At 48.3% G+C, this 20,453-nt stretch carries 21 protein-coding genes; 13 read left to right on the top strand and 8 right to left on the bottom strand.

Features of this window, described 5'->3' with window-relative positions:
- The first annotated feature begins 15 nt into the window (after window positions 1–15).
- Complete coding sequence (locus E3E25_RS00235) at window positions 16–1,755, top strand: hypothetical protein (RefSeq protein WP_167891371.1); 1,740 nt, start codon at window positions 16–18, stop codon at window positions 1,753–1,755.
- On the opposite strand, the gene E3E25_RS00230 is transcribed toward E3E25_RS00235, so the two are convergent.
- Together E3E25_RS00230 and bpsA are read right to left on the bottom strand one after the other, a co-directional pair.
- Complete coding sequence (locus tag E3E25_RS00230) at window positions 1,723–2,418, bottom strand: nucleotidyltransferase domain-containing protein (RefSeq protein WP_167891370.1); 696 nt, start codon at window positions 2,416–2,418, stop codon at window positions 1,723–1,725. The genes E3E25_RS00235 and E3E25_RS00230 overlap by 33 nt on opposite strands.
- Complete coding sequence (bpsA, locus tag E3E25_RS00225) at window positions 2,415–3,470, bottom strand: N(4)-bis(aminopropyl)spermidine synthase (RefSeq protein WP_167891369.1); 1,056 nt, start codon at window positions 3,468–3,470, stop codon at window positions 2,415–2,417. Before bpsA ends, E3E25_RS00230 begins: the two co-directional genes overlap by 4 nt.
- Before the next feature lie 127 nt (window positions 3,471–3,597).
- Here bpsA and E3E25_RS00220 point away from each other — a divergent pair, with 127 nt between their 5' ends.
- Window positions 3,598–4,047, top strand: coding sequence for a plasmid mobilization protein (locus tag E3E25_RS00220; protein ID WP_167891368.1), 450 nt, complete (start codon window positions 3,598–3,600; stop codon window positions 4,045–4,047).
- Between the two features lie 100 nt (window positions 4,048–4,147).
- Window positions 4,148–5,107 carry a DNA adenine methylase gene (locus tag E3E25_RS00215; protein WP_167891367.1) on the top strand — a complete coding sequence of 320 codons (960 nt, stop codon included), beginning with the start codon at window positions 4,148–4,150 and terminating at the stop codon, window positions 5,105–5,107.
- Here the strand turns inward: E3E25_RS00215 and E3E25_RS00210 are convergent.
- On the bottom strand, window positions 5,102–6,016 hold the full coding sequence (locus tag E3E25_RS00210; protein WP_167891366.1) for a DpnII family type II restriction endonuclease: 915 nt from the start codon (window positions 6,014–6,016) through the stop codon (window positions 5,102–5,104). The two genes, E3E25_RS00215 and E3E25_RS00210, sit on opposite strands and share 6 nt — an antisense overlap.
- A gap of 77 nt (window positions 6,017–6,093) precedes the next feature.
- Between E3E25_RS00210 and E3E25_RS00205 the strand changes: the two genes are divergently transcribed.
- Window positions 6,094–8,007 carry a DUF262 domain-containing protein gene (locus tag E3E25_RS00205; protein WP_167891365.1) on the top strand — a complete coding sequence of 638 codons (1,914 nt, stop codon included), beginning with the start codon at window positions 6,094–6,096 and terminating at the stop codon, window positions 8,005–8,007.
- A gap of 6 nt (window positions 8,008–8,013) precedes the next feature.
- Here the strand turns inward: E3E25_RS00205 and E3E25_RS00200 are convergent, their stop codons facing one another.
- Window positions 8,014–8,979 (bottom strand): site-specific DNA-methyltransferase, encoded by a 966-nt coding sequence (locus tag E3E25_RS00200; protein WP_206204594.1) that lies wholly within the window; start codon window positions 8,977–8,979, stop codon window positions 8,014–8,016.
- Window positions 8,980–9,053: 74 nt separating this feature from the next.
- Between E3E25_RS00200 and E3E25_RS00195 the strand changes: the two genes are divergently transcribed.
- The 4 genes from E3E25_RS00195 to E3E25_RS00180 all read left to right on the top strand — a co-directional run bounded on the left by E3E25_RS00195 (window position 9,054) and on the right by E3E25_RS00180 (window position 11,149).
- Window positions 9,054–9,794 carry an ATPase gene (locus E3E25_RS00195; RefSeq protein WP_167891363.1) on the top strand — a complete coding sequence of 247 codons (741 nt, stop codon included), beginning with the start codon at window positions 9,054–9,056 and terminating at the stop codon, window positions 9,792–9,794.
- Window positions 9,795–9,856: 62 nt separating this feature from the next.
- Entirely contained in the window at window positions 9,857–10,384 is a 528-nt protein-coding gene (locus E3E25_RS00190) for a metal-sulfur cluster assembly factor (protein ID WP_167891362.1), read from the top strand.
- Between the two features lie 178 nt (window positions 10,385–10,562).
- Window positions 10,563–10,778 (top strand): ferredoxin, encoded by a 216-nt coding sequence (locus E3E25_RS00185; protein WP_370456627.1) that lies wholly within the window; start codon window positions 10,563–10,565, stop codon window positions 10,776–10,778.
- Between the two features lie 167 nt (window positions 10,779–10,945).
- Window positions 10,946–11,149, top strand: coding sequence for a ferredoxin (locus tag E3E25_RS00180; protein ID WP_088865231.1), 204 nt, complete (start codon window positions 10,946–10,948; stop codon window positions 11,147–11,149).
- Between the two features lie 122 nt (window positions 11,150–11,271).
- Here E3E25_RS00180 and E3E25_RS00175 read toward each other — a convergent pair whose 3' ends face one another.
- Complete coding sequence (locus E3E25_RS00175; protein WP_167892531.1) at window positions 11,272–12,444, bottom strand: nicotinate phosphoribosyltransferase; 1,173 nt, start codon at window positions 12,442–12,444, stop codon at window positions 11,272–11,274.
- A gap of 86 nt (window positions 12,445–12,530) precedes the next feature.
- Between E3E25_RS00175 and E3E25_RS00170 the strand changes: the two genes are divergently transcribed.
- A complete protein-coding gene (locus E3E25_RS00170; protein ID WP_167891361.1) occupies window positions 12,531–13,328 on the top strand; it encodes an SDR family NAD(P)-dependent oxidoreductase in 798 nt (265 codons plus the stop codon).
- Here E3E25_RS00170 and E3E25_RS00165 read toward each other — a convergent pair.
- Complete coding sequence (locus E3E25_RS00165; protein ID WP_167891360.1) at window positions 13,320–14,219, bottom strand: MBL fold metallo-hydrolase; 900 nt, start codon at window positions 14,217–14,219, stop codon at window positions 13,320–13,322. The genes E3E25_RS00170 and E3E25_RS00165 overlap by 9 nt on opposite strands.
- Window positions 14,220–14,528: 309 nt before the next feature.
- Here E3E25_RS00165 and E3E25_RS00160 point away from each other — a divergent pair, with 309 nt between their 5' ends.
- The 3 genes from E3E25_RS00160 (at window position 14,529) to E3E25_RS00150 (ending at window position 18,538) form a co-directional block, all read left to right on the top strand.
- A complete protein-coding gene (locus E3E25_RS00160) occupies window positions 14,529–15,869 on the top strand; it encodes a hypothetical protein (RefSeq protein WP_167891359.1) in 1,341 nt (446 codons plus the stop codon).
- Window positions 15,870–16,114: 245 nt separating this feature from the next.
- Window positions 16,115–16,435, top strand: coding sequence for a hypothetical protein (locus E3E25_RS00155; protein ID WP_167891358.1), 321 nt, complete (start codon window positions 16,115–16,117; stop codon window positions 16,433–16,435).
- Window positions 16,436–16,441: 6 nt separating this feature from the next.
- Entirely contained in the window at window positions 16,442–18,538 is a 2,097-nt protein-coding gene (locus tag E3E25_RS00150; RefSeq protein WP_167891357.1) for a hypothetical protein, read from the top strand.
- A gap of 289 nt (window positions 18,539–18,827) precedes the next feature.
- Here the strand turns inward: E3E25_RS00150 and E3E25_RS00145 are convergent, their stop codons facing one another.
- The gene (locus tag E3E25_RS00145; protein WP_167891356.1) at window positions 18,828–19,199 is read right to left on the bottom strand and encodes a hypothetical protein; all 372 of its coding nucleotides are present in this window, start codon (window positions 19,197–19,199) and stop codon (window positions 18,828–18,830) included.
- Window positions 19,200–19,361: 162 nt separating this feature from the next.
- On the opposite strand from E3E25_RS00145, the gene E3E25_RS00140 reads away from it, so the two are divergent.
- Entirely contained in the window at window positions 19,362–19,715 is a 354-nt protein-coding gene (locus E3E25_RS00140) for a hypothetical protein (RefSeq protein ID WP_206204593.1), read from the top strand.
- A gap of 75 nt (window positions 19,716–19,790) precedes the next feature.
- On the opposite strand, the gene E3E25_RS00135 is transcribed toward E3E25_RS00140, so the two are convergent.
- A complete protein-coding gene (locus tag E3E25_RS00135; RefSeq protein WP_240910763.1) occupies window positions 19,791–20,441 on the bottom strand; it encodes a recombinase family protein in 651 nt (216 codons plus the stop codon).
- Window positions 20,442–20,453: the final 12 nt, after the last annotated feature.

Raw genomic sequence — 20,453 nt, 5'->3', positions numbered from 1 at the left:
CATGGGGTGATTTCAATGAGGAAGGTTCTCGTTGTAGTTTTCGCCCTCATGCTCATGGCATCATCTCCTCCAGCGAGCGCTAAAATCCAGCCCTACGTTTACACACCCACAGTTCCGGAAACTTCCTTCGCCGTTCTGGCCCTGTACAAAACCGGAGACTATACTCACGTTCTTGAAGGATGTGAGTGGCTGATGGCGATAAAGACACCCTTCGATTCGTGGGGGTATAAATACGGGGAAGAGCACGAGGCTAAGTACACGGCAATGGCGATGCTGGCTTTGATGAGGGGGGAGAGGATAGCGAGGGGACGCTACAACTCAACGCTTAACAGCGCCGCCTACTGGCTGATCTACAGGCAGAACGCCGACGGCTCCTGGGAGGACTACACCGGGACAGCCCTCTCCGTTCTGGCACTCAAGGAGTTCTTGGATGGGGACTATATAGATGACAGGCTCGTTGGTTTCAGGGAGCAGGTTAAAGAGGCCATCGAGAGGGGCGAGGGCTACCTCTACTCAGTGAAGCCACAGAACGACGTTGAGAGGATATTCGGCTATCTGGCACTGGAGGACTCAAAGGACCTTGAAAAAATGAGTGTAAATGGGAAACTCAGTGCATACAGAGCCTTTGCCCTTGCGTACCTCGGCAAGGGGAGTGAGTTGGTGGGCGAGTTCAACGATACACTCTCAATCGCCATGGCCCTCTATGCCACAGGGGATGAGAAATACCGCGAGGAGCTCCTCAAAATGGAGCACTTCGGCTTCTGGGGTGTTCTGCACTATCGCGTCCTTGATCTGTTGGGTGTTTCTAAAATCAGGAGCTTTGAGGACCTCCGCCCCATAGCCTGCCCGTACCTCTCCAAGATACAAGTCAAGGATGACTGGGAAAAGGTTGTCCTGGCCGATTATTTCTTAACCTGTAACAAAACTCCCAAACTTCCCTCCAACCTCTCCGGACTGCTCCCCTGGCAGGTGGCCGAGCTGGCCAGGGTTAAGGCCCTTATGGGCATGGATTACCAGAGAGAGGTGGACTATCTCATCTCCACCGGGAAAAACGGTGTCTGGAGAGACTTCTACAACACAGAATACGTCGTGTTGGTTTTCAGGTTCCTCAACGTAAGCTACAACTACTCCCCTTCCCTCGATTACCTCCGCAAGAACCTGACGTGGATGATTGAAACCACCAACCCGGAAAACGGGAACCCCGCTTACTATAACATCCCGACGTATTACCTTGCCTACGCCGTGATAGTCTTCATAGAGTTTGGTATGGAAAACGAGTTGAAAGAAACACTGGAGATGCTAAAGGAGAGACAATACCCCAACGGGGCCTTCCCGTACACCCAGGGCTCGATAGCGGGCATAACGTCAACTGCAAAGGTTCTCTGGGCACTGGAGAAGGCTGGACTGGCCAATACCCCGATTCACAGTAGGGGCATTTCATTCCTCAGGAAACTCATCTACGCCGATATTCCCAATCCAAAAGCCAAGGGGTCGGTCGTTGTTCTTGAGAACGCGACCTTTATCCTCGTTAAAAACTCAGGATACGTTGGCAACACCACGGGAAAAGCCGATGTTAAAGGACTGGACGGCTACGTGGTGATATATCCCACGGGCAGTCCACTGACAATAGCGGCTTATGAAGTCAGTGGCTTCAGGACAGTCGGCACGAAAAGACACTGGAGCAGTGGCTATACATACTTTCTCCTCGGAACGGGCCTCTTGTTAGTGGCGCTGCTTATGTGGAGGAAGAAATAGCGTTTTCATTTTTTCCACCCTCAACTTAACAAACTCCTGAAGGAAGTCCCCGTCGAAGGGCTCGTTCCTGCCCTTTAGATAAGCGGTGTAAATCATCACTGCCTCGTTGTCGCCGAGCTGTTGGAGTGTTCTCAAAACGTCGTCCTTTCTAAGGCTTGAACCGCTCAAAAAGGCCATCAACCTGGCCGTCTCGCCGGCCAGGATATGGAGCATCTTCAGGTTCCTCGAAAAGCGCTCGAGGTTTCTCAAAATACCCTCCAGCCTCCCGGGAAGGAGTTCATCAAGTGAATACTCCGGAATGATGCCAACCACATCCTCCCCGAGCAGGACTACATGGTTTTCTCTGAAATCTCGCTGGTAAACGGTGAGAAACTTGTAGGGATAACCCAAGTTGAGGGGATCGCGAAGGTTCGAGAGCCATTCCCATGCTACGTCAACTTCCACAGGGTTAAGAAAGGCTGAACACTCCTCAAGGACAGGTTTTATCTTTTCAATAATAATCTCTGGATCAGTGCCATCCCCAAGAACCGCAAAGAAGTCCACGTCGCTCGTCCCCGGGACGAAGTCACCCCTAAGGAGGGAACCGTACAGAATGAGAGAATGGAGGCCGGAAACCCGGCCGAGTTTCTTCCGTACGCACTCTGCGAGCCCCTCAACCCTCATGTGGTCGAGGCCTCTTCGTCGTTGTAGAGCTCGTCTCCAAGCTCTATCTTTTCCTCGAAGCCCTTTGAGCCTTCGAGCGTCTGAATCCTGAACATGTAGCTCTTGTACCAGTTGTAGGACGGCTTGACCTTGACCGGCAGGAGCTTCCAGGCTCTGGTTTCCTCTTCATAACCCCAGTTGACGTACTCGTTGAAGTTCCTGATTATGTCGGTGATAACGACGTTGAACTCGTTGATGAGAACCCTCTGAATTTCCCTCCACTTGTCGAGCGAGCTCTCGCGCCTCGTTATTCCGAAGTAGCCGGCGCAGCCGGGCCCCTTGAGGGTCGCTATTCCCCTGCCGACGAAGGCCCTTATCGCATCAACGGTCTCGGGCGGGTCGGTGATGAAGGTGTCGAACTTGTGGAGCGCGTAGTCAGGGAGCGGCTCGCGAAGGTCGAAGGTGAACATCTCGATGTTCTCGTAGCCGAGCTCGTCGGCGGTTTTCTCGATGAACTTTACGAGCCTCTCGTCAATGTCGAGGACGGCAATCCTCTTCGGGAGACCAGAGAGCATGAGGGCTATACTGGTAAGGTCGTCGTCTCCCAAAACAAAGACCTCCTTGTTCTCAAGGTCCCCGCGGGTGTGCATGAGGGCTATCCTGGCGACGGTTGTCTCGGGGGTAACATAGGCCTGGTCGAAGTCGTGCTTGGGCTGCGGGCGGTCTTTGACTATTTCCTTGAACTGCTCAAGGAGGTCGCTGAAGGCATCGAGTTCGACGGTCTTGCCCTCGCAGTGGGAGCAGGTGTAGTCCTTCCTCGCGCCGATTCCGTACTTCTCCACCAGCTTCCTGCCGCTCTGAGTGAGGACGACGTTCGGGCCGTCAAAGGCGACGTAGCCAAGCTCGTGGAGGGCAGTGATGACAGCCACCACGAGCGGAAGCGGCTCCTCGCTGAGGTCGACGATGCGCCAGACGTCTTCACTTGCCTGGATGGCGCTTAGAACGTTCTCGACTGTTCTCTCGTAAACCGGGATGCTCGTCTTGGTCTTGACCCTCTCAACTATCTTCATCATTTTGAATCCCTCCAGAAGGATTTTGGTTCGTGAACGGGGTTAAGGTGGGTCTCTTTTAAGGTTTTCTCAAACTCAAAAGAGCTATACTTATAAAAAACAAGATATATTTCCGAGAGGTGCAACAAAAATGTTTAAGGGCATTATTGAAAGGTTGATAGATCTTCAGGCACCTACCACTCGTAAACTTAAGATTCCTCTTGCGGGAATAAGGGCATTTGAGACCATTTTAAAATCTAAAGATATTTCAAGCTCTGCACTTGCTATTGAGATTGCCGTGGCAGAGTTCTCCAAATATTCCAAAGGAGATCCCCAGGTAACTTCTGACTTCGAGAAAATTCTTGTTAGAGAGTTTTCGGGATTAAACACCCCCAGATTGATCAAGAAAAAGGCTAGGGCTCTCAAAGAAATATGGGAACTTGAAGCTAGGACGTTGACTGCTAAAAACAAGCGTAATAAGTGGTTATCAATCCGCGTTACTGAGGATGAGTATGATATGATCTCTAAGCGGGCGCAGGAGGAGGGGCTGGACATATCCAACTACATTAGAAAGAGATTGGGTCTTGAGTATAAATCGTGAACATTATGTTGCACCAAAAATTTTATATTTATGTTGCACGTAATTTTATCGAATGCCTTATTAGGGCATAACATCAATAACGGCTAGGAGGATGTAATCGATGGCAGAACCTATCCTTAAGTGGGCCGGTGGAAAGAGACAGATACTCCATGAAATCGTTGCGTTAATGCCTGAGGACTTTAGAAATAGAACGTTCCACGAGCCATTTTTTGGCGGCGGTGCTGTTACTTTCTGGATGGAGCCCAAAAGGGGAACTATAAACGACATAAACCCTAAACTCATCAACTTTTATGTTGTCGTTAGAGACCACGTTGACGAACTAATTGACGACGCAAAGGGGCACAAAAATGAGAAGGAGTACTTCTACAAGGCCCGTGCTGAGTTCAATGAGATAGTCAGAAGTGGATTTGAGATTCCAAATATCAGACTCGCGAGCCTGCTTTTGTACTTAAATAAAACTGCTTTCAATGGTTTATATCGTGAGAATAGGAAAGGCGAGTTCAATGTACCGTTTGGTAGATACAAAAACCCTAAAATAGTGGATGAAGAGCGGCTCAGAACGGCTAGTGAAGTTTTGAAAAAGCTCGATATTTACAACGAAGATTTCACTTACATCTTGAGAGTTGCGAAGCCTGGAGACTTGGTTTATTTTGATCCTCCCTATCACCCGGTTTCAGAAACTGCCAGTTTTACTAGCTATTCGAAAGAAGACTTCAGCAAAGAAGATCAGAAGCGCCTCAGGGATGTTTGCCTTGAGCTGCATGAGAAAGGGGTTTACTTTATCCTGAGCAACTCCTATGTAAAGCCGGTTCGTGAGCTGTATGAGGGGATAGAGGGATTTGAGATATTCAAGATCTACGCGAAGAGGCCAATAAACTCAAAAGCCGATCGCAGGGGTGAAGTTCCAGAGATGCTTGTTACGAATATTCCAGAAGAAATGAGGCTAGGTCCCATGAAAGCTGTAGAGCTTGTAAAAACTATTAATGGAAAACAACCTGCTCATCAAAAGAAATTTAATGGAGGTATTTCTGGTCAGAAGGCACTCGTGGAGTTCTTATAACTCTCCAAGTTCCCAGTTTATCGAATCAAAATATGCAAGTAACTTGGAGAGCTGCGAATAATTAACCACCCAATCTATTTCTTTCATCCCCCGTAGGAGGGGTTCTTTCATCTTCTTCCACGCTGGTCCATCTGTTATCCATACAAAAGTTACCCCTTTTTCTCTGGCTGCCCTATTTAAGGTGATATAACTTCCGACGATTTCTATTGGCTTGCTTCCGGTAACATTGTAAAAATTGACTTCAATTACAATAATTGGAGTATTGTTTCTGTATAGAACGAAATCATGCCTCTTAGCTTTTTCTCGTTTAGTTTTTCCAATAGTTTCATATAGGGAGAAGTACTTATCCTGTGTGACAACTTTAATGTAGTTTGGAACCTTCGTATCTATGAGTCTCTTGACCATGCCCTCAAATAATGCTCCACTACGTCCTTTTCTAGAATTTGTATCTATGCCTACCTCAACTCCAAGTAAGTACTCATGGAGATTTTCAACCTGCGTTAAGATGTCCAGTACTCCGCTTTTTTCACAAAATTCAATGATCGCTTCCGCTTCCGATTCTGAAATACCGTGAGGGTTGAAGTCAAACTCCAAAAATTCCCTCTTGTGTGGATCGTACACATCTACTCTCCCATTAGTCCCTCTCTCTGCTATAAGAGCTGGGATGACTGGGAGGACAGAGGGATAGTCGTTTATTATCTCTTTAAGCACTAATTTGGCTCTGTCTTTATCGAGGCCGTTCAGTCTTTCTAGAATGGACAATTCTTTTTCGTATTTCTCAGTATGGCTTCTGATCTTCTTCCAGTCAACAAAGTACTCGTAGGTTTTGTTAGTAGGAAGTAATGTGTTCATAAAGTCTTCAAAATAATCTTCAAAACTTGAATATCCTAGCACGTGGTATCTTACCATTATATATCTCACCCAAGTAAGATAGTATAAGAAGTTTTAAATATTTCTTAAGTGATTGGGTATTCTGGTGATGTTTTGTGGAAGCAGAAAGAAAGGAATTGTTTATTCAGAGCCATGATAAAACCATTAGGGAAATATTAAACACGGGTTCGTACCATTATGTGGTACCAGATTTTCAGAGGCCATACTCTTGGAACACTACAGGCTCTCAAAGGCAACAAGTAATTGATCTATGGGATGATCTTATGGATATCATAGAGAGCAAAAATAGAGATTTCCACTTTATGGGTGCTATGATATTCGCAAAGAAGCCTGGAGATGCTAAAACTAGGATAATAATTGACGGTCAGCAAAGGTTGCTTACCCTCACGATAATCTTTGCGGCCATGAGAGATGTTATATTTGAGATTATATCAACAAATAGGAGAGCAGATCCTAAGATTAAGGATTACTTAGAGCGATTAGCACTTCGCTCCATTCATGAACGGATCATTGCAGGATTCGATGAGACGAGTGGGGAAGAAATTCCTTTGATTGATCCTCACCCAGATGATAGGGATTTCTTTTTGAATTTTATAGTACGTTATAGGGGAGCTAATGGGGACTACCTCTTATTTAGAGAAAAGAAAAGAGAATGGCAAAAATTACGTGGTTCAAATGATGTCATGCCTTCCCACGTTAAAATGTGGAAGGCCTACGAATATTCCTATAGACAAATACGAAAATTGTTATTCCGTGAAAATCGTCGGAGAACGCGGGATCTCCAAGAGATTAAAGATCAGCTTCAAAACTTGTTTTCGATTTTAATGGATAGTCTGCAAGTGATAGCAACACAAGCTAAGAATGAAGAGGATGCCCACGTAATCTTTGAAACCCTTAATGATAGAGGCGTTGAATTGACGGTGACTGATCTTATCAGGAACTATATATTCTCAAAAGCTACTACTTCTGAACTCAGGGATCATATCCGAAATCAGTGGGAGCAGATTAAAAATAACACAATGGGGAAAATGGATACCTTTCTGAGATATTACTACATGATATTTAATGGAAAAGCTAGAAAGAAAGGGTTATATAAGCAATTAAAAGACCTGTTGGAGCCAAAAATTCAGAAACAAGGAGTTAGGGAGACACTAAATGAGTTAGTGTGGTATTCTAGGGTTTACAGAATACTAATGGATCCTCCAGAGAAAGTATCTAAAAAGAGTCAGATTGACATGAAAATTATTAGTCTCCTATTAGAGCACAAGATTTTCGGGGTCCAACAAGATCTACCCTTGTTAATGGTCGCGTACAGACTTTATGAAAACAACCAGAAAGAAGAATTTGCAAAGATCTTGGAGTTTACAAACTCTGTCATTGTTAGATATCTAAAGTTACTAAGCAATAGTCCTAGTAGCCTTGAAAAACTCTATGGTGGGCTTGCTTATGAGCTCAATACTCTCATTGAATCTGGAGAATATCAACGCTTTGAGATTTTTATCAGACAACAAATTTCTGAAAAAGAAAGTCTCAAGGAATTCTTGGATACTATCCAAAATGATGATCTAATAAAATCCCGACTGAAACAGTCGCCAATCACACCTGAAAGGGCAAAGGAGATATTAATCGCACTAACCAACAGAGAAAAGGGTATTATTGCGGATCCTAATGAGGTTTCCTTGGAACATATCTTGCCCCAAAATCCATCAGAGGATTGGATTAAGGCAATATTTGGGAGCACACTAACTGGCAAGGAGATAATAGAAAAACAAAAAGAACTGGAACCATATATAAACAACATTGGGAATCTTACGTTGATATCTATTAATGACAATAGGCACATAGGCAATGCATTATATTCTGAAAAAATTAAGCACTATATTAACTCTGCATACCCACTAACCAAGGAGATACCTCAAAAGTATCCAAGATGGAATGTCAATACAATAATGGACAGAGCAGAAGAACTTTCAGAGAAGATACTCTCCACGTGGAAAATAAAGCTTTAGCACCAACTAGATCTTGATGCTGTCTCTAAATTTCGCTATTTTCTCCTTTTTGCTGGGTTTCCTAAACACGAACAGATGTTCATGAGCTATCAAATAGAAGTCCCTCTTCCTCGCTTTCCAGGGTTCTGTACCCCTCATGTGGTGCTGGATTTTGATAATGTCTTCCTTTAGTATAAATCCAACTTCCAGAAAGACCTTCATGACTCTGAACGCTATAGGAACGTAATGTCTGTGACGTCTAGTGTCCCCCATCAAAATAGCAGTGTATTTTCCAGGTTTCAGTACCCTGTAGAACTCTTCGGCAACTTTTTTCATTTCTGAAACAAACTCATCTATTGACTTAACGTTGGATAGATCCCCCTCGACAAGAGAACGTGCCCTTTTTGTATAGCCAATAATGTTGGCATAAGGTGGGTGAGTAGCTATTAGCTCTATGCTTTCATCCTTAATTTTGTCTAAATTCCTCGCATCACCATGGTAAAGGCGTATCTCAGGCTTAACCCATTCTATTTCCTCTTTTATTCCAAGATACGAACTTAATGTAGACTGATTTTCCATCCTGGGGTCATATTTAAAATTTAACCTGTCCCATGCCACCATTAAAGCCTCGTAATTTATGTCTACTCCAATCCCATGTCTTCCAAGAAGTTTGCACTCTATCAGCGTTGTTCCGCTTCCTAAAAAGGCATCTAAAACGACATCTCCTGGTTTTGTATACTGCAGAATCAAGTTTCGTGGAACTTGGGGGGCCCAATTTCCTCTGTATTTCGCATTTGTATAATGAGTTGCCCATTTTCCGCGCTCGGGAAAGCTCCATACGGTCGTTGTTTCAAGCTTGAAGTTCTGAGGCTGAAACCTTTTGATTTGGATGGGTTTTCCAATCTCTATTCTTTGATTCTCTATAATGACGTGATCGTGCTTTTTTATGAATTCCAGATATTCCTCGAACGGAACTTCCCTCATATCCAGCATCCCGATTATGTTTGATCTCGAATCAAAATAACATTATCGTTTGATTTATAAGCAAATAACTTCGTTCCAACTTTATGATAACCCCAGTGGGAGAGGATTTCGTCAAGCGCTACCGCCTGGAGTACAACCTTGAAGCCCTGGATAGGGTTAGAGAGAAAATCGGAGAGAAAGCCTACTCAAGACTGAAAGCCCTTCTAGAGTATCGCCTCTACGGAGATGACTTCGACCGCTCGCCGATTGGAGTTAAAGTGGCCCTGGCCTTCTCCGGTGGTTCCGACAGCACGGCCGCGCTCAAAATACTCTGCTGGGCGGGCTTTGACGTGGTGCCCGTAACGGTCAGGCTCCCCCAGATGAACGAGAGCGTAATTGAGAGGGTCCGCTCCAGGGGCGCGGTTTTCGTGGACGTTCCCGGCTACCTCGAAGTGATAACCGAGCAGATGAACAAGGGCGCTCCCATATGCGGCAAATGCCACTCCATGGTTATGAAGGCCGTTGAGTGCTACGCCTTGGAGAACGGGATAAAAATCCTCGCCAGCGGCGACCTGCTCAGCTCCGGGCTGATATCGATTTATGGAACCGGCGAACTCGTAACCCTCAACCTTCCCGCCTTCCTGGCCTTGGACAAAGCAGAGATAATAGAGCTGATAGGGGGAAAGTACGATCTCAAGTTCGGCTGTCCGTTGCTTTGGGAGACCTTCAAGAAGGCACCGAGCGTAAAGCGCTTCGCCATTCAAAGGATTCTCCGCGAGCTCCGCGCCAGGGCCATAACGCCGGAGATGGCCGAGGCTCTGATACTCGACGTTCTCTCCCGCTGATTCCACAATTCTGGCCCAAAAGGTTTAAATGTGTCTCTCGGAATTCGCCTTAGGTGATGTAAATGGTCACGGAAGTTGATGTTCTCGCGAGGATGAAGGAACTCATAGACGAAGATCTAGTTAAAACCGTGGAGGTTAAAGAGGACGGTACCCTGTTCATAGAGCTCTCAAAGGAGATCGATGACACGACGCTGATAAAGCTCCAAACAGAGCTCGGGAACATGGATGGGATAAAGGCAATAGAGATAAAACAGCCAAAGAAAAAGGAAGCCCCGGTGGAAAACGTTGAACTCACCAAGGAGATGATTCTCGAAAAGCTCAAGGAGGTTATCGATCCAGAGATTGGGATAGACGTGGTCAACCTCGGGCTCATCTACGAACTTGATATAAGACCCGACAATACGGTTTACATAAAGATGACCATGACGACTCCCGGCTGTCCTCTCACTATGTGGATTCTGAGAGCAGTTGAGGACAAAGTCCTTGAGATTCCCGGTGTTAAAGATGCCGAGATAGAGCTAACCTTCGACCCGCCCTGGACACCCGACAGAATCAGTCCGGAGTACAAGAAGAGGCTCGGACTCTACTGATTTGCTCTTTTTCTTGTTCTTTTGGGATTTCGTTTCTGCTGGCAACTCCCTCTTTTATAGTTAGCGGCAAATTTGTTTAACTTCATCAAGAGTCTTTATGTTGTTCAGAAACATCTTTGCATTCATAACGGCTTAAGCGAAAAACTTATATTAAAACCTTGACAATCGTAGAGAGGTGATGCCCATGGCCAAGTGGAGGGTATGGGTGGATGAGGAATACTGCGTAGGCGATGCCGTTTGCGTTAGCTTTTGCCCGGAGGTCTTTGAGCTGGATGAAGAAACCGGAAAGGCAAGAACAAAGGTCGATGTGGTGGGAGATGACCTCTACGACTGCGTTAAAGAGGCAATGGAAGCCTGCACCGCAGCTTGCATCTACATGGAGCAAGTTGAATAGCAGCATACCTCTGATATCACTCAACTTTTATAATTCTGGCCATATTTAGGCAATCCTGTAGTAGAATAGTCATCAGAGTCGCTGTCTCAGGTTTTGGGCATTTCTCCACACTCTTAACATCGAAAAGTTTATATTCGCAGGAGTTCATCTAAGTCCGGTGATGTTCCATGGCTTGGAAGGTTAGGGTTGACCAGGACGTTTGTATTGGAGATGCTATCTGTGCCAGCCTCTGCCCGGACGTCTTCGAGATGAACGACGAGGGCAAGAGCGTTCCTATCGTCGAGGTTATCGAGGACGAGAACCTCTACAACTGCGCCGTTGAGGCTGCCGAGGCCTGCCCGGTCAGCTGCATTTACATCGAGGAGGCCTGAAGCCTCTTCTTTTTCCTTACTCCTTAGTTGGAACTTCCGGCTGGTTCCTGTTCTATAGTGGGTGAAATCAACAGGGCTTTCTCCTGGCAGAAAAGGGAAAATGGAAATGATGAGAGAGCCGCTCACTCAAGCGTCAGGTTGAACTTCCTCGCCTGCTCAAGGACGTACTCCCTTATCTCCCTGGCCTTCGGCAGCTCCGCCACTATCTCGCCGTTCTCGATGAGCGGCTTGAGGAGCGGCTCGACCTTTGCACCGCAGACCGGGCAGCGTTCAAGCTTCTTCTCAGCTGGAACGCGGTGGTAGTGGCCCTTCTCACAACGATAAATCTGCTTTCTCCCGCTGAGCTTGCCGCGCTTGGTTATCGGCTTCCCCTCGATCTCTACTATGTCGAGGGAGAAGTCAACGGGTTTGGCGCTGGCTATTGAACCTCCGACGCCAAAGGCGTCCGCTATATCGACTATCTCCCTTATGCTCTCCTCGTTTAGGCCCCCGCTGACGAAGATTTTAACATGATCGTAGCCCCTCAGGTCGAGCTCCCAGCGGACCTCTTCAATTATTCTCCTGAAGTTACCGCGCCTTGAGCTTGGCGTGTCAAGTCTTACAGCAGTTAGACTCTCGCCGAGAGCTTCAGCCGCCATCAGAGCCTCGAACTTCTCGTCGCAGAGCGTATCAACCAAAGCGGTTCTCGGAACCCCTGGCTCAACAACCTCGTCGAAGTACTTCCAGGCCTTTACCTGGTCACCTACTGTAAGAATCAGCGCGTGGGGCATCGTTCCGACGGGCTTCTCTCCAATCATCTCCGCCCCCAAGACACCGGAAACGCCGTCGCAGCCGCCTATGAATGCGGAGCGGTCTATCATAGGTGCTATTGCCGGGTGCATGTGCCTTATGCCGAAGGAGTAAACTGGCTTGAAGTTGGCCGCTATCTTCGTCCTGAGGGCGGCGGTGGCTATACCGCTCGCCTGGCTGAGCATTCCAAGTAAAGCGGTCTCGTAGACCCCGAACTCCTTGTAGTAGCCCTCTATCTGGAGGACAGGCTCGTAGGGATGAAATATCGTGCCTTCAGGCATCGCGTAGACGTTTACCGGAAGGCCCTCAAGGAGCTTTGCCACTTCTTCGATTCCAGCTAAGACCCCCCACTTCCAGCCATGGGGCAAAGAAGTCGTCGTTACATCGGCGAAAACCTTCCTGTGGATGCCCTTCTCGACGAGTATCTTCCGGGTTCTGATGAAGTAAACGTCAGTGGTCTTTCCGGCCTTGATATCGTCCTCGTGGGCGATGTAGAAGTCCCTCATTTCCATCACCTGATGGAAAATTCTTTCGGGAGGATTTAAGGGTTTCCCGGGAAAAGTATATCAACGTTAAAGTACTACACCGGAACATGGCGGGACGGAAAAGCCTCTCCGAGCTGATCTCACTTAAGGGAAAGCGGGCACTTATTACCGGTGCTGCCTCTGGAATAGGCCGCGCCACCGCCATAAGGTTTGCCGAAGCTGGAGCAGACCTTGAGCTCGTCGACCTCAACGAGTCAGGTCTGGAAGAAACTAAAGCCCTTGTGGAGGAGTTTGGGGTGGAGGTGAACCTTCACCGCGTCGACCTCTCCCGGAAGGTGGAGGTCGATGCCCTCTGGGAGGTCCTGAGGGGCAGGGAGCCTACTGTGCTGGTCAACAACGCCGGCGTCTACTGGTTCAAGGACTTCACGGAGGTCGATGAAGGGTTCTACGAAAAGGTCATGGCGATAAACCTCCACTCCGTTTTCTGGATGTGCCAGAACTTCGTGAGGCTTAGAAAGGAGCGGGGAGGCGTGATAATCAATGTGAGCTCCATAGAGGCGTTTCTGCCCTTTGCCAAAGGCCTTGCCCACTACGATGCCGCAAAGCTCGGCGTGGTCGCTTTAACGAGGGCGATAGCGAGGGAATACGGAAAGAGAATCAGGGCCAATGTGGTCGTTCCGGGAGGAATAGAGACCGAAGGGGTAAGGAGGCTCAAGAAAGAGGCGATAATGAAGCTCGACATGGAGAAGATAGGCATATCCTTCAACTTCAACGCGCGCCTCCCGGTGGGCCGCTTTGGGGAGCCCGATGAGGTCGCGAGGGTGATACTCTTCCTTGCGAGCGATTTAGCCAGCTACGTGAACGGTGCAATAATCCCGGTTGATGGGGGATTTCTATCAACGTAACTTGAAAGGCACCTCCGCGTTCTCACCCCTTTCTCTTCCGTGAAGCTCCCGCCTGTATGCTTCGAGCGGTCTGTCCTCCACCCGTAGATAGCCCGCGAACGTTTTGGGGCTTTTCTCCAGCTCGTCAAAGAACTTCGGATAGCGTTTATCCCTGACGATGTGATGGTCGAGTATTATATCTGCTCCAGTCTCGCGGATTATCTCGTTGAGGTTTTTGATTCCCGTCTCCCAGCTCCCCTCTGCTCTTTTTCCCAGGTACGTCGGCGGTCCACCTGTTATGAGCAGATCCGGAACCTTCTCGATTATCCACTCCACAGCCTTTCTGTTGAGGAGCTGGATGTCGCTCGCGTGGATTAAGCGGAAGCCGTCGTCTATTAGCGTCATCACGACGAAGCCGAGCTTCGAGCCCTCACTTCCGTGCGGAACAGCGGGTGAGAACTCCAGCGTAACTCCGCCGAGGTCGAAGCTCCTGCCGTCCGCAAACTCAACCCTTTTCGCTATCGGCTCCGCTTTCTTGAGGAAGGCCCAGGCCCTCTTTTTCTGGCTGAAGTTTATGTTTTCCCGTGGGTGCTTTATGAAAAGGAGCTTTCTTTCGTATATCTCCCTCGCGTATTCCTCGCTGGAGCTCTCGTAGAGGCCTTCGAAGAATGGAGTATGGTGGTCGTAGTGGTAGTGGGAGATCGTCACTACGTCCGCTTTCCCCGCGTATCCCTGGAGCTTGCGGCGCATCCTGTGGAGTGCCTCTATCTCAACCTTCGCCGGCGGAAGGCCGTAGCGCTTCGGCCCGAGGGCGACACCGGGGTCTATGAGGATTTTTATTCCTCCGGCTTCCACGAACGTTGCCAGGCTCCTCACGCCGAGGCTTTCTGAGGCGAGTGGAATTACCCTCATGTCTCTCCCCATTGAAATTCCGGGCTAAACCTTAATAAGTCCTGCCCGGTAGTGGGAGTTGACCGATGATGAGTGTCCTCGCAAGAAGCGACCCGTAGAATGAGCACCATTAACCAAATCTGAGTCCTCGGGCTGTTCTCCGGCCATTTTCATCATCACCATAGAAGTTATGGTGGTTTTGAGAGGACAGGGTTTAACATTTCTAGTTGTAATCATTTCACAGGAAAACACAGCAAAACTTATAAGGTAAAAAACAGTATTTTTCATTGGAAGCAAGTATTTCATAAGAAAAATACTGTATTTTGGGTGATGGGAATGGTCGAGAATTTTGGCGACCTGCTTGCCACGACGAAGCGGACACGGAGGGGCAACCTGTTCGAGGGGAAAAAGACGGAGAAGTGGGCACGGAACACGATCGTGATAACTGTTGACGATCTGGTAAAATACAGGGCAGAACTAGACGAAAAAAGAGCCCCCGAGGGCACCCGCCGCAACAAAATAAGTGTATACAATAAGTTTCTCAACTACCTCACGGAGATCAAGGGCGCGCAGGTGCTTGGAAAGAAGAGACTGACAATTGAAGCGAGGGAGCTCGCGGAGATGTTCACGAGGGAAGGAGAAACCAAAAACCAGCACACCACCCGTGTTTTTATCCTCTACACACGGGAAATGCTCGAAAGAATTGTTTTCGGCTACCACAACCGCTCGCTCTACGAACACATCCCCCGCGAGGTCTTTAACTACAACAACTACCTCAGCGGTGGCATAGCGACGAAGAGAGACCTCGACGACCTTCTTGAAGCATTCGAGAAGATTGAGAGTGAGAAAGCCGTCACAGCGGAGCAGGTTCGCGATGGCCTTGCCTGGCTAAACCTTCTCTACGAGGAGAAAGTTCTGAAACGGAAAATGAGCAAGAGGCTTTGGGATAAACTGAAAATAGCATACCTCATCATAGCCTTCACAGGTGCAAGAAGCACGGAGGTTCTAAAGCTCAAGTTCAAGACAGGGAAGGGTAAAAAGATGATAGACCTCGAGAAGGGGATTATGTTCCTGGTCAGGAACAAGGTCGCAAGGACTGGGAAGCGCTCAGGGGTCACATTCGTTTTCCTACACCCACTCCTAAGCGAGGAATTGAGGTCGTTCCGGAAACACTATCAGGAAAACGAGCTTTTTGGCTGGAGCTCGCTCGATAAAATAATATACGACTACTTCACCCCAAGCCACCGCTTCAACAAGGAGGAATTCAAGAAGCTTCAGGAGAAGTATCCGTTCCTGCGGAAATACGGCTATAACGAGCAAATCATCGGGGTCAGGGCACTGAGAAAGTTCGTAGATAACTTCCTTGAGGTCAGAGCTTTTGAACTGGCAGAAAAGGAGCTACGGGGCTACTACAGCTTCGATGAGAGGCATAGGCACTACAACAAGCTAAAGAACTTGATACTCGGCAGGGTCGAGGGAATAGACTACATACACTACGATTCGCTCCTCAAGAACAAGAAACTCTTTAGGCAGGTGCGGAAGCTTTATGATTCGATGTTCGAAGGCTTTGAGGAGGCATTAATGCCAGAGCTCGGGCTCGTCGTTGATGATTATACCTACGAGAAGTTTTTCGGAAGTGGGGGTATGAATACGGCCTCCGCTTCTGAATGACCAAACAGCAACAGGGGTTTAAACCCCTTTTTGGCATATGATAATACCGGAGGTGGTAAAATGGTGAAAGAGAACGATGCCTGTGTTGAGAAGATGAAGGCGCTCCTCGAAGGTAACGAAGAGTTCGAGCGGGCGCTCATAGCGGAAGTCGAAGCCATATCTACTGCAACACAATGAACCATCTTTATCTTATTTCGCAACAGTCAGTTTAAGATATTTTTGACATATAATTAATGGTGATAGCGATGTGCTCTGGCAAGGTGACAGGCAAGATATACCGCTCTGGCTCAGGCACTGCTCACTTTATCATCGCGAACAGCCAGCTCCCCGCGGAGCTCCGCGGGGGGCTCAGGGCGCTCCTCGGGAGAGAGAAGCCGGTGTGCGCCCTCGTCACGGAAAAGGGGCGCTCGGAGTTCCTGTTCAGAATGCACGAATACGAGTACACAACCGACATCGTGATACCGGCCGCAGTCGCCTCGGTTCTCATAGAGGAGGTGCCAGTTGAAGCGGAGCTGGCCTTGGAGGGTGAGAAGGCCGTCGTCAGGATGAAGAAGGAGCAGAGGTGATGCCTGATGTCTGCAGAAACAGCTGTTCAACTGAAAAAGATACTCGAAGCCGCTATCGACGACGATCTCCCTAATCGGGTTAGTAAAGAAGTCAAGGGCATACTCGAAGATATCGAAAGAGGCAAAATAAAAGAGCGCAACATAGCAGTGAGACTCGCATTGATATACGGCGCACTCAAAAACTACATTGAGATTAGCTCGACATCACAGTTGCTGAAGAAGTTCAGGGACGACCCCACAACACTAACTCCCGAAGAAGTGGGGGCGCTCAGAAGGATTTATAACGAGGTCACAGGTGTGTGGAAGCTCTACAACGGTATTACGGACGGAGAAAGGCTTCCAAACACATTGCGGAAGGACATAAAACTCGAAGAAGACATCGACGATATGAGAAAGACACTCTCATTTCTCGCTGATGGCTATGAGATCAGCAACGGGGAATACAAGCTGTTCGTAGAAGGGAACTATATCATTATACAGCCACAGCAAGTATTTCAGCGGACGAGGGGTATCGACACGGAAGAACTAAAGCGACTCCTCGAGGCGACCTTCCCCGGAGCGGTTCTCCTCCCAAAACTGCGGCTTCCAGACGAGTGGCAAGTTCTCGAGGGCCTCTCCGCCGAACACCTTCACAAACCGGTCAAAATAAAGGTAAAAGTACTCGGAGTCGGTGAACTTCGTGCCCGCCCCTACCGCTTCAAACTCCACAGCAGGGAGTTCGTCCGCCAGCTCCTCCCAGAGCCACTTCCAGATGTGAATATAGATCGCCTGAAACTCCAGTACAACCCCGAGAACCGTTTTGTAGACACCATCAAGCTAAAAGTCATCGGAACCGGCGACGGGGCGAGGAAGAGCTTTACCGCCGTCGCGGATGGTGAAACGGCAAGGAAGATGGCCCGCGAGGTTGAGGAAGGTAAAGAGTACATCCTGGAAGGTATTCCTCACATCGTCGAGTCCCGCTCGCTATATGAAGCAACACTCGGACTATATGTGACAGGCTTCATTTCTGTCTCAAAGGAAAAAGAAAAAAGGCAGAAAAAGGAAGAAGAGATAACCGATGATGATATGGGATTCTTTGAACAGTTTAGGAAGCTCACGGGGGAGGAGAAGCTGGACATACTGCTACACGACTTTGCCTGGAGGATAGAGCCAGCGACCGATATGATAAAGAAAACAAAAATAGCGATGCTCATATTGGCGGTAGGGGCGACAAGAGTCCCAAACGGGGCCGTCCGCAGAAGTATAAATATCCTCGTTGCAGGGGCGGATTGGAAGTCTAGAGAGATAGCCAATGAACTGGATAAGATAGCTGATGTGCAGGTTGAAGAAACTATCGAAAGTGGTGGAAATGCAAAGGGCAAAGTCGTTCTCACAAAGTCAGGTGAGTCTGGTGAGACAAACTTCGACATCGTGCTAACACCAACCCTCGACGATGTGATAAGCACAGAGGAGGTCGTGAGCGACTTCTTTGAGCTCGTTGAGCTGGATTTCACAACCTTCGAGGACTACAGGCAGGAAGTTTCCTGCACGAGGCCGAACGGTCTCGTCTTCGATATGCAGAGGCTCAAGAAGTTCGTTAGGTATGCGAGGAACATCCGGCCTTCCTTCCCGAGGGAGAAACGACAGTATCTCGCCAGAAAGCTCGCAGAAAGGCTTATGGAAGACGGGATGGACAGGGAGGTAAAAGAAAATGCGGCGGACTTCGTTAGGGCGGCGGTGAGGCTTTCAACTGCTTTGGCGAGGCTACTCCTCGAGGATGAAGTCACGGAGATGGACATAGACACGGCAGTCGAATTCGTTGTTGATAGCTACATAGCGCAGAGGAGCTTCGCGCGCAAGAGGAAAGAGAAGCTCATTGAGGAGTTCGTTAAAAGGCTTGAGGGCAGGGGCAGCATCTCGCGCGAAAAGTTTGAGCTTATGTGGGGGGAGACAGCAAAACAGCTCGGCTTCGGGTTCGAGGTCATTGAGGAGTTCCTCGCAGAGGCGAAGAGGAACGACCTCGTCAGGGAGAAGTCCAAGGGCCGCGGGCGCGGAAAGTTCGTTTACTTCAAAGATGGCTTCATCGAGGAGCTGAGGCAGTATCTCATCTCCAGAGTTGAGTGAGGTTTTTACCTTTTTTTCTGCAATGTTGTCCAAGTCGATGCCGTCATCATCTACTTTTACAGACACGAGGGGCCTACTGGGGCTTGAGGGGCTTTTGAGGCTTCTGGGGCTGGTGATGCATCTGTATATCTTCTATTGCATATAGAAGAGTAGTAACCATACCCATCTGTCCCCATCAGCTTGTTGTGAACCCGAGGGGTCAAGGCCCCATAGACCCCTCTGACCCCTAAAACCCCAATGGCCCCAGTAGGCCCCCGACTAAAGAAAAGGTGGTATGAAGAACAAAAACTCAAAAGAACATCCTTACTCCGGGCTGGATATTTTCAACAGCATCAGCGCCAAGAGGCTCGTCATTGACCTCAACGATGACCCTGCCATCTTCAATATGGATATTGCACTCAAATACGAGCTTATCCCCTTCGCAGGCTTCTATCTTTTCCTGAAAATGCGCCAGGGCGACAGCGGAGGGGATATCAACCAGTACTATCCTCTGCCCCTTGATCGTGATGGCTGTCGGCTTTTTGTAGAAGAGCGAGGTTCCTTTCGCTGTTTTGAGCTCCCACAGGTTGTGTTTCACGAGAACCTCACTTTCTTCTCTATAAAGCGGAAAAACAACATCTGCAAGCACGAACAACCTCTTGACCGAGAGATACCCTTTCATAGTTTCACCAGCTAATTATATGACAAAAGGGGTTTAAAGGATCGGAACCCCCACCTCACACACTTTCCACTTCCGAAACAAGGTATATCCCCCTATGTTCGGAAGTGGAAGCTTTTAGGTTGGTCTAACCTAATTCGAAGGTTTAAGGTGCAATTGCTACTATTGTTGCTGGAGTTCACTGTGGACATCGTGAACGAAGCGCGGAAAATTCTCAAAGAGCTGTGCTGGGAAGAAGTCGAACTCGTCGTTGAGCGGGAACGGGGACGAAAATGGCCGGACGGTGGCTTCCGCCCCGGGACGGCCTCTTCTGGCACCAAAGACCTCGTTGTTGTGCGGGCCACCCCAACCGCCCTTGCCCGCTGGGGCCTCTTCGAACTCCTCCTACACGAGCTCACACATAAAAAGCTCAAAGATGCAGGTTATAAGAACTGGAAAGAGCACGATGAGGAGTTCTACAGGGTATATGCGGAGTTGAGACGGGAATTTTACGAAAAGAGATTCGAGGGTGGGGAATGAGCACAATAAAATGGACAACACATATTGAGTTCGTGCAAAATCGTAAAAAGTGCAAGATGACCTATGAGACAACACTTACAACATATCCACAATATCCCATCTAACTTTTCTTTGTTCTCCCTGCTCGACGATGCCTCGCTTTCGCATTCGTTCTATTACCTTACGAACACTGCTGTATTTGTAGTCGAGTAAGTCGGCTATCTCCTGAATCGACTTACCCTCTTCCCACAGCCTCAGTATTGACTTATAGTTCAGCTTCCGGGGACGACCGAGTCGCTTCCCCTGCTTCCGAGCTCGCTCCAGCCCGTCCTTCGTCCGCATCCTAATGAATTCTCTCTCCAAATCCGCGAATAATGAGATGATTGTTGAGAATATCTTGAAATACATCGTATCGCCGGCGCTGTCCAGGTTCTCTTTAACTGAGACGATCCTAACTCTTTTTTCATTGATGAGGGTGTTGAGTAGTGTTATCACATCATTTAAAGAGCGCCCCAACCTCGACAACTCTGCAACAATGAGTATATCTCCCTCCTCGAGTTCTTCGAATAATTTGGAGAAAATTGGTCTCTTTAAAGCAGGAACGGAGCCGGACATAGCCTCTTCCTTGAACCATATGACCTCCTCGTGATTGACCCCCAGCTCCCTGATTTTCTTGAGAATGGACTGGCGCTGACTGTTGATGTCCTGCTCGCTCGTGCTCACTCTTAGATAAGCGAACACAGCCATCTTCACCACCGT

The organism is Thermococcus sp. MAR1, from assembly GCF_012027305.1.
Taxonomy (GTDB): domain Archaea; phylum Methanobacteriota_B; class Thermococci; order Thermococcales; family Thermococcaceae; genus Thermococcus.
This window is presented reverse-complemented; position numbering and strand designations above follow the sequence as displayed.

Excerpts from the sequence above, each read along its gene's own strand:
- E3E25_RS00185 (WP_370456627.1), top strand. The coding sequence starts at position 10,563 with ATGCCCATGGCCAAGTGGAGGGTATGGGTGGATGAGGAATACTGCGTA.
- E3E25_RS00230 (WP_167891370.1), bottom strand. The coding sequence starts at position 2,418 with ATGAGGGTTGAGGGGCTCGCAGAGTGCGTACGGAAGAAACTCGGCCGG.
- bpsA (WP_167891369.1), bottom strand. The coding sequence starts at position 3,470 with ATGATGAAGATAGTTGAGAGGGTCAAGACCAAGACGAGCATCCCGGTT.
- E3E25_RS00195 (WP_167891363.1), top strand. The coding sequence starts at position 9,054 with ATGATAACCCCAGTGGGAGAGGATTTCGTCAAGCGCTACCGCCTGGAG.
- E3E25_RS00215 (WP_167891367.1), top strand. The coding sequence starts at position 4,148 with ATGGCAGAACCTATCCTTAAGTGGGCCGGTGGAAAGAGACAGATACTC.
- E3E25_RS00165 (WP_167891360.1), bottom strand. The coding sequence starts at position 14,219 with ATGAGGGTAATTCCACTCGCCTCAGAAAGCCTCGGCGTGAGGAGCCTG.
- E3E25_RS00155 (WP_167891358.1), top strand. The coding sequence starts at position 16,115 with ATGTGCTCTGGCAAGGTGACAGGCAAGATATACCGCTCTGGCTCAGGC.
- E3E25_RS00210 (WP_167891366.1), bottom strand. The coding sequence starts at position 6,016 with ATGGTAAGATACCACGTGCTAGGATATTCAAGTTTTGAAGATTATTTT.
- E3E25_RS00175 (WP_167892531.1), bottom strand. The coding sequence starts at position 12,444 with ATGAGGGACTTCTACATCGCCCACGAGGACGATATCAAGGCCGGAAAG.
- E3E25_RS00150 (WP_167891357.1), top strand. The coding sequence starts at position 16,442 with ATGTCTGCAGAAACAGCTGTTCAACTGAAAAAGATACTCGAAGCCGCT.
- E3E25_RS00135 (WP_240910763.1), bottom strand. The coding sequence starts at position 20,441 with ATGGCTGTGTTCGCTTATCTAAGAGTGAGCACGAGCGAGCAGGACATC.
- E3E25_RS00200 (WP_206204594.1), bottom strand. The coding sequence starts at position 8,979 with ATGCTGGATATGAGGGAAGTTCCGTTCGAGGAATATCTGGAATTCATA.
- E3E25_RS00220 (WP_167891368.1), top strand. The coding sequence starts at position 3,598 with ATGTTTAAGGGCATTATTGAAAGGTTGATAGATCTTCAGGCACCTACC.
- E3E25_RS00160 (WP_167891359.1), top strand. The coding sequence starts at position 14,529 with ATGGGAATGGTCGAGAATTTTGGCGACCTGCTTGCCACGACGAAGCGG.
- E3E25_RS00145 (WP_167891356.1), bottom strand. The coding sequence starts at position 19,199 with ATGAAAGGGTATCTCTCGGTCAAGAGGTTGTTCGTGCTTGCAGATGTT.
- E3E25_RS00180 (WP_088865231.1), top strand. The coding sequence starts at position 10,946 with ATGGCTTGGAAGGTTAGGGTTGACCAGGACGTTTGTATTGGAGATGCT.
- E3E25_RS00170 (WP_167891361.1), top strand. The coding sequence starts at position 12,531 with ATGGCGGGACGGAAAAGCCTCTCCGAGCTGATCTCACTTAAGGGAAAG.
- E3E25_RS00190 (WP_167891362.1), top strand. The coding sequence starts at position 9,857 with ATGGTCACGGAAGTTGATGTTCTCGCGAGGATGAAGGAACTCATAGAC.
- E3E25_RS00235 (WP_167891371.1), top strand. The coding sequence starts at position 16 with ATGAGGAAGGTTCTCGTTGTAGTTTTCGCCCTCATGCTCATGGCATCA.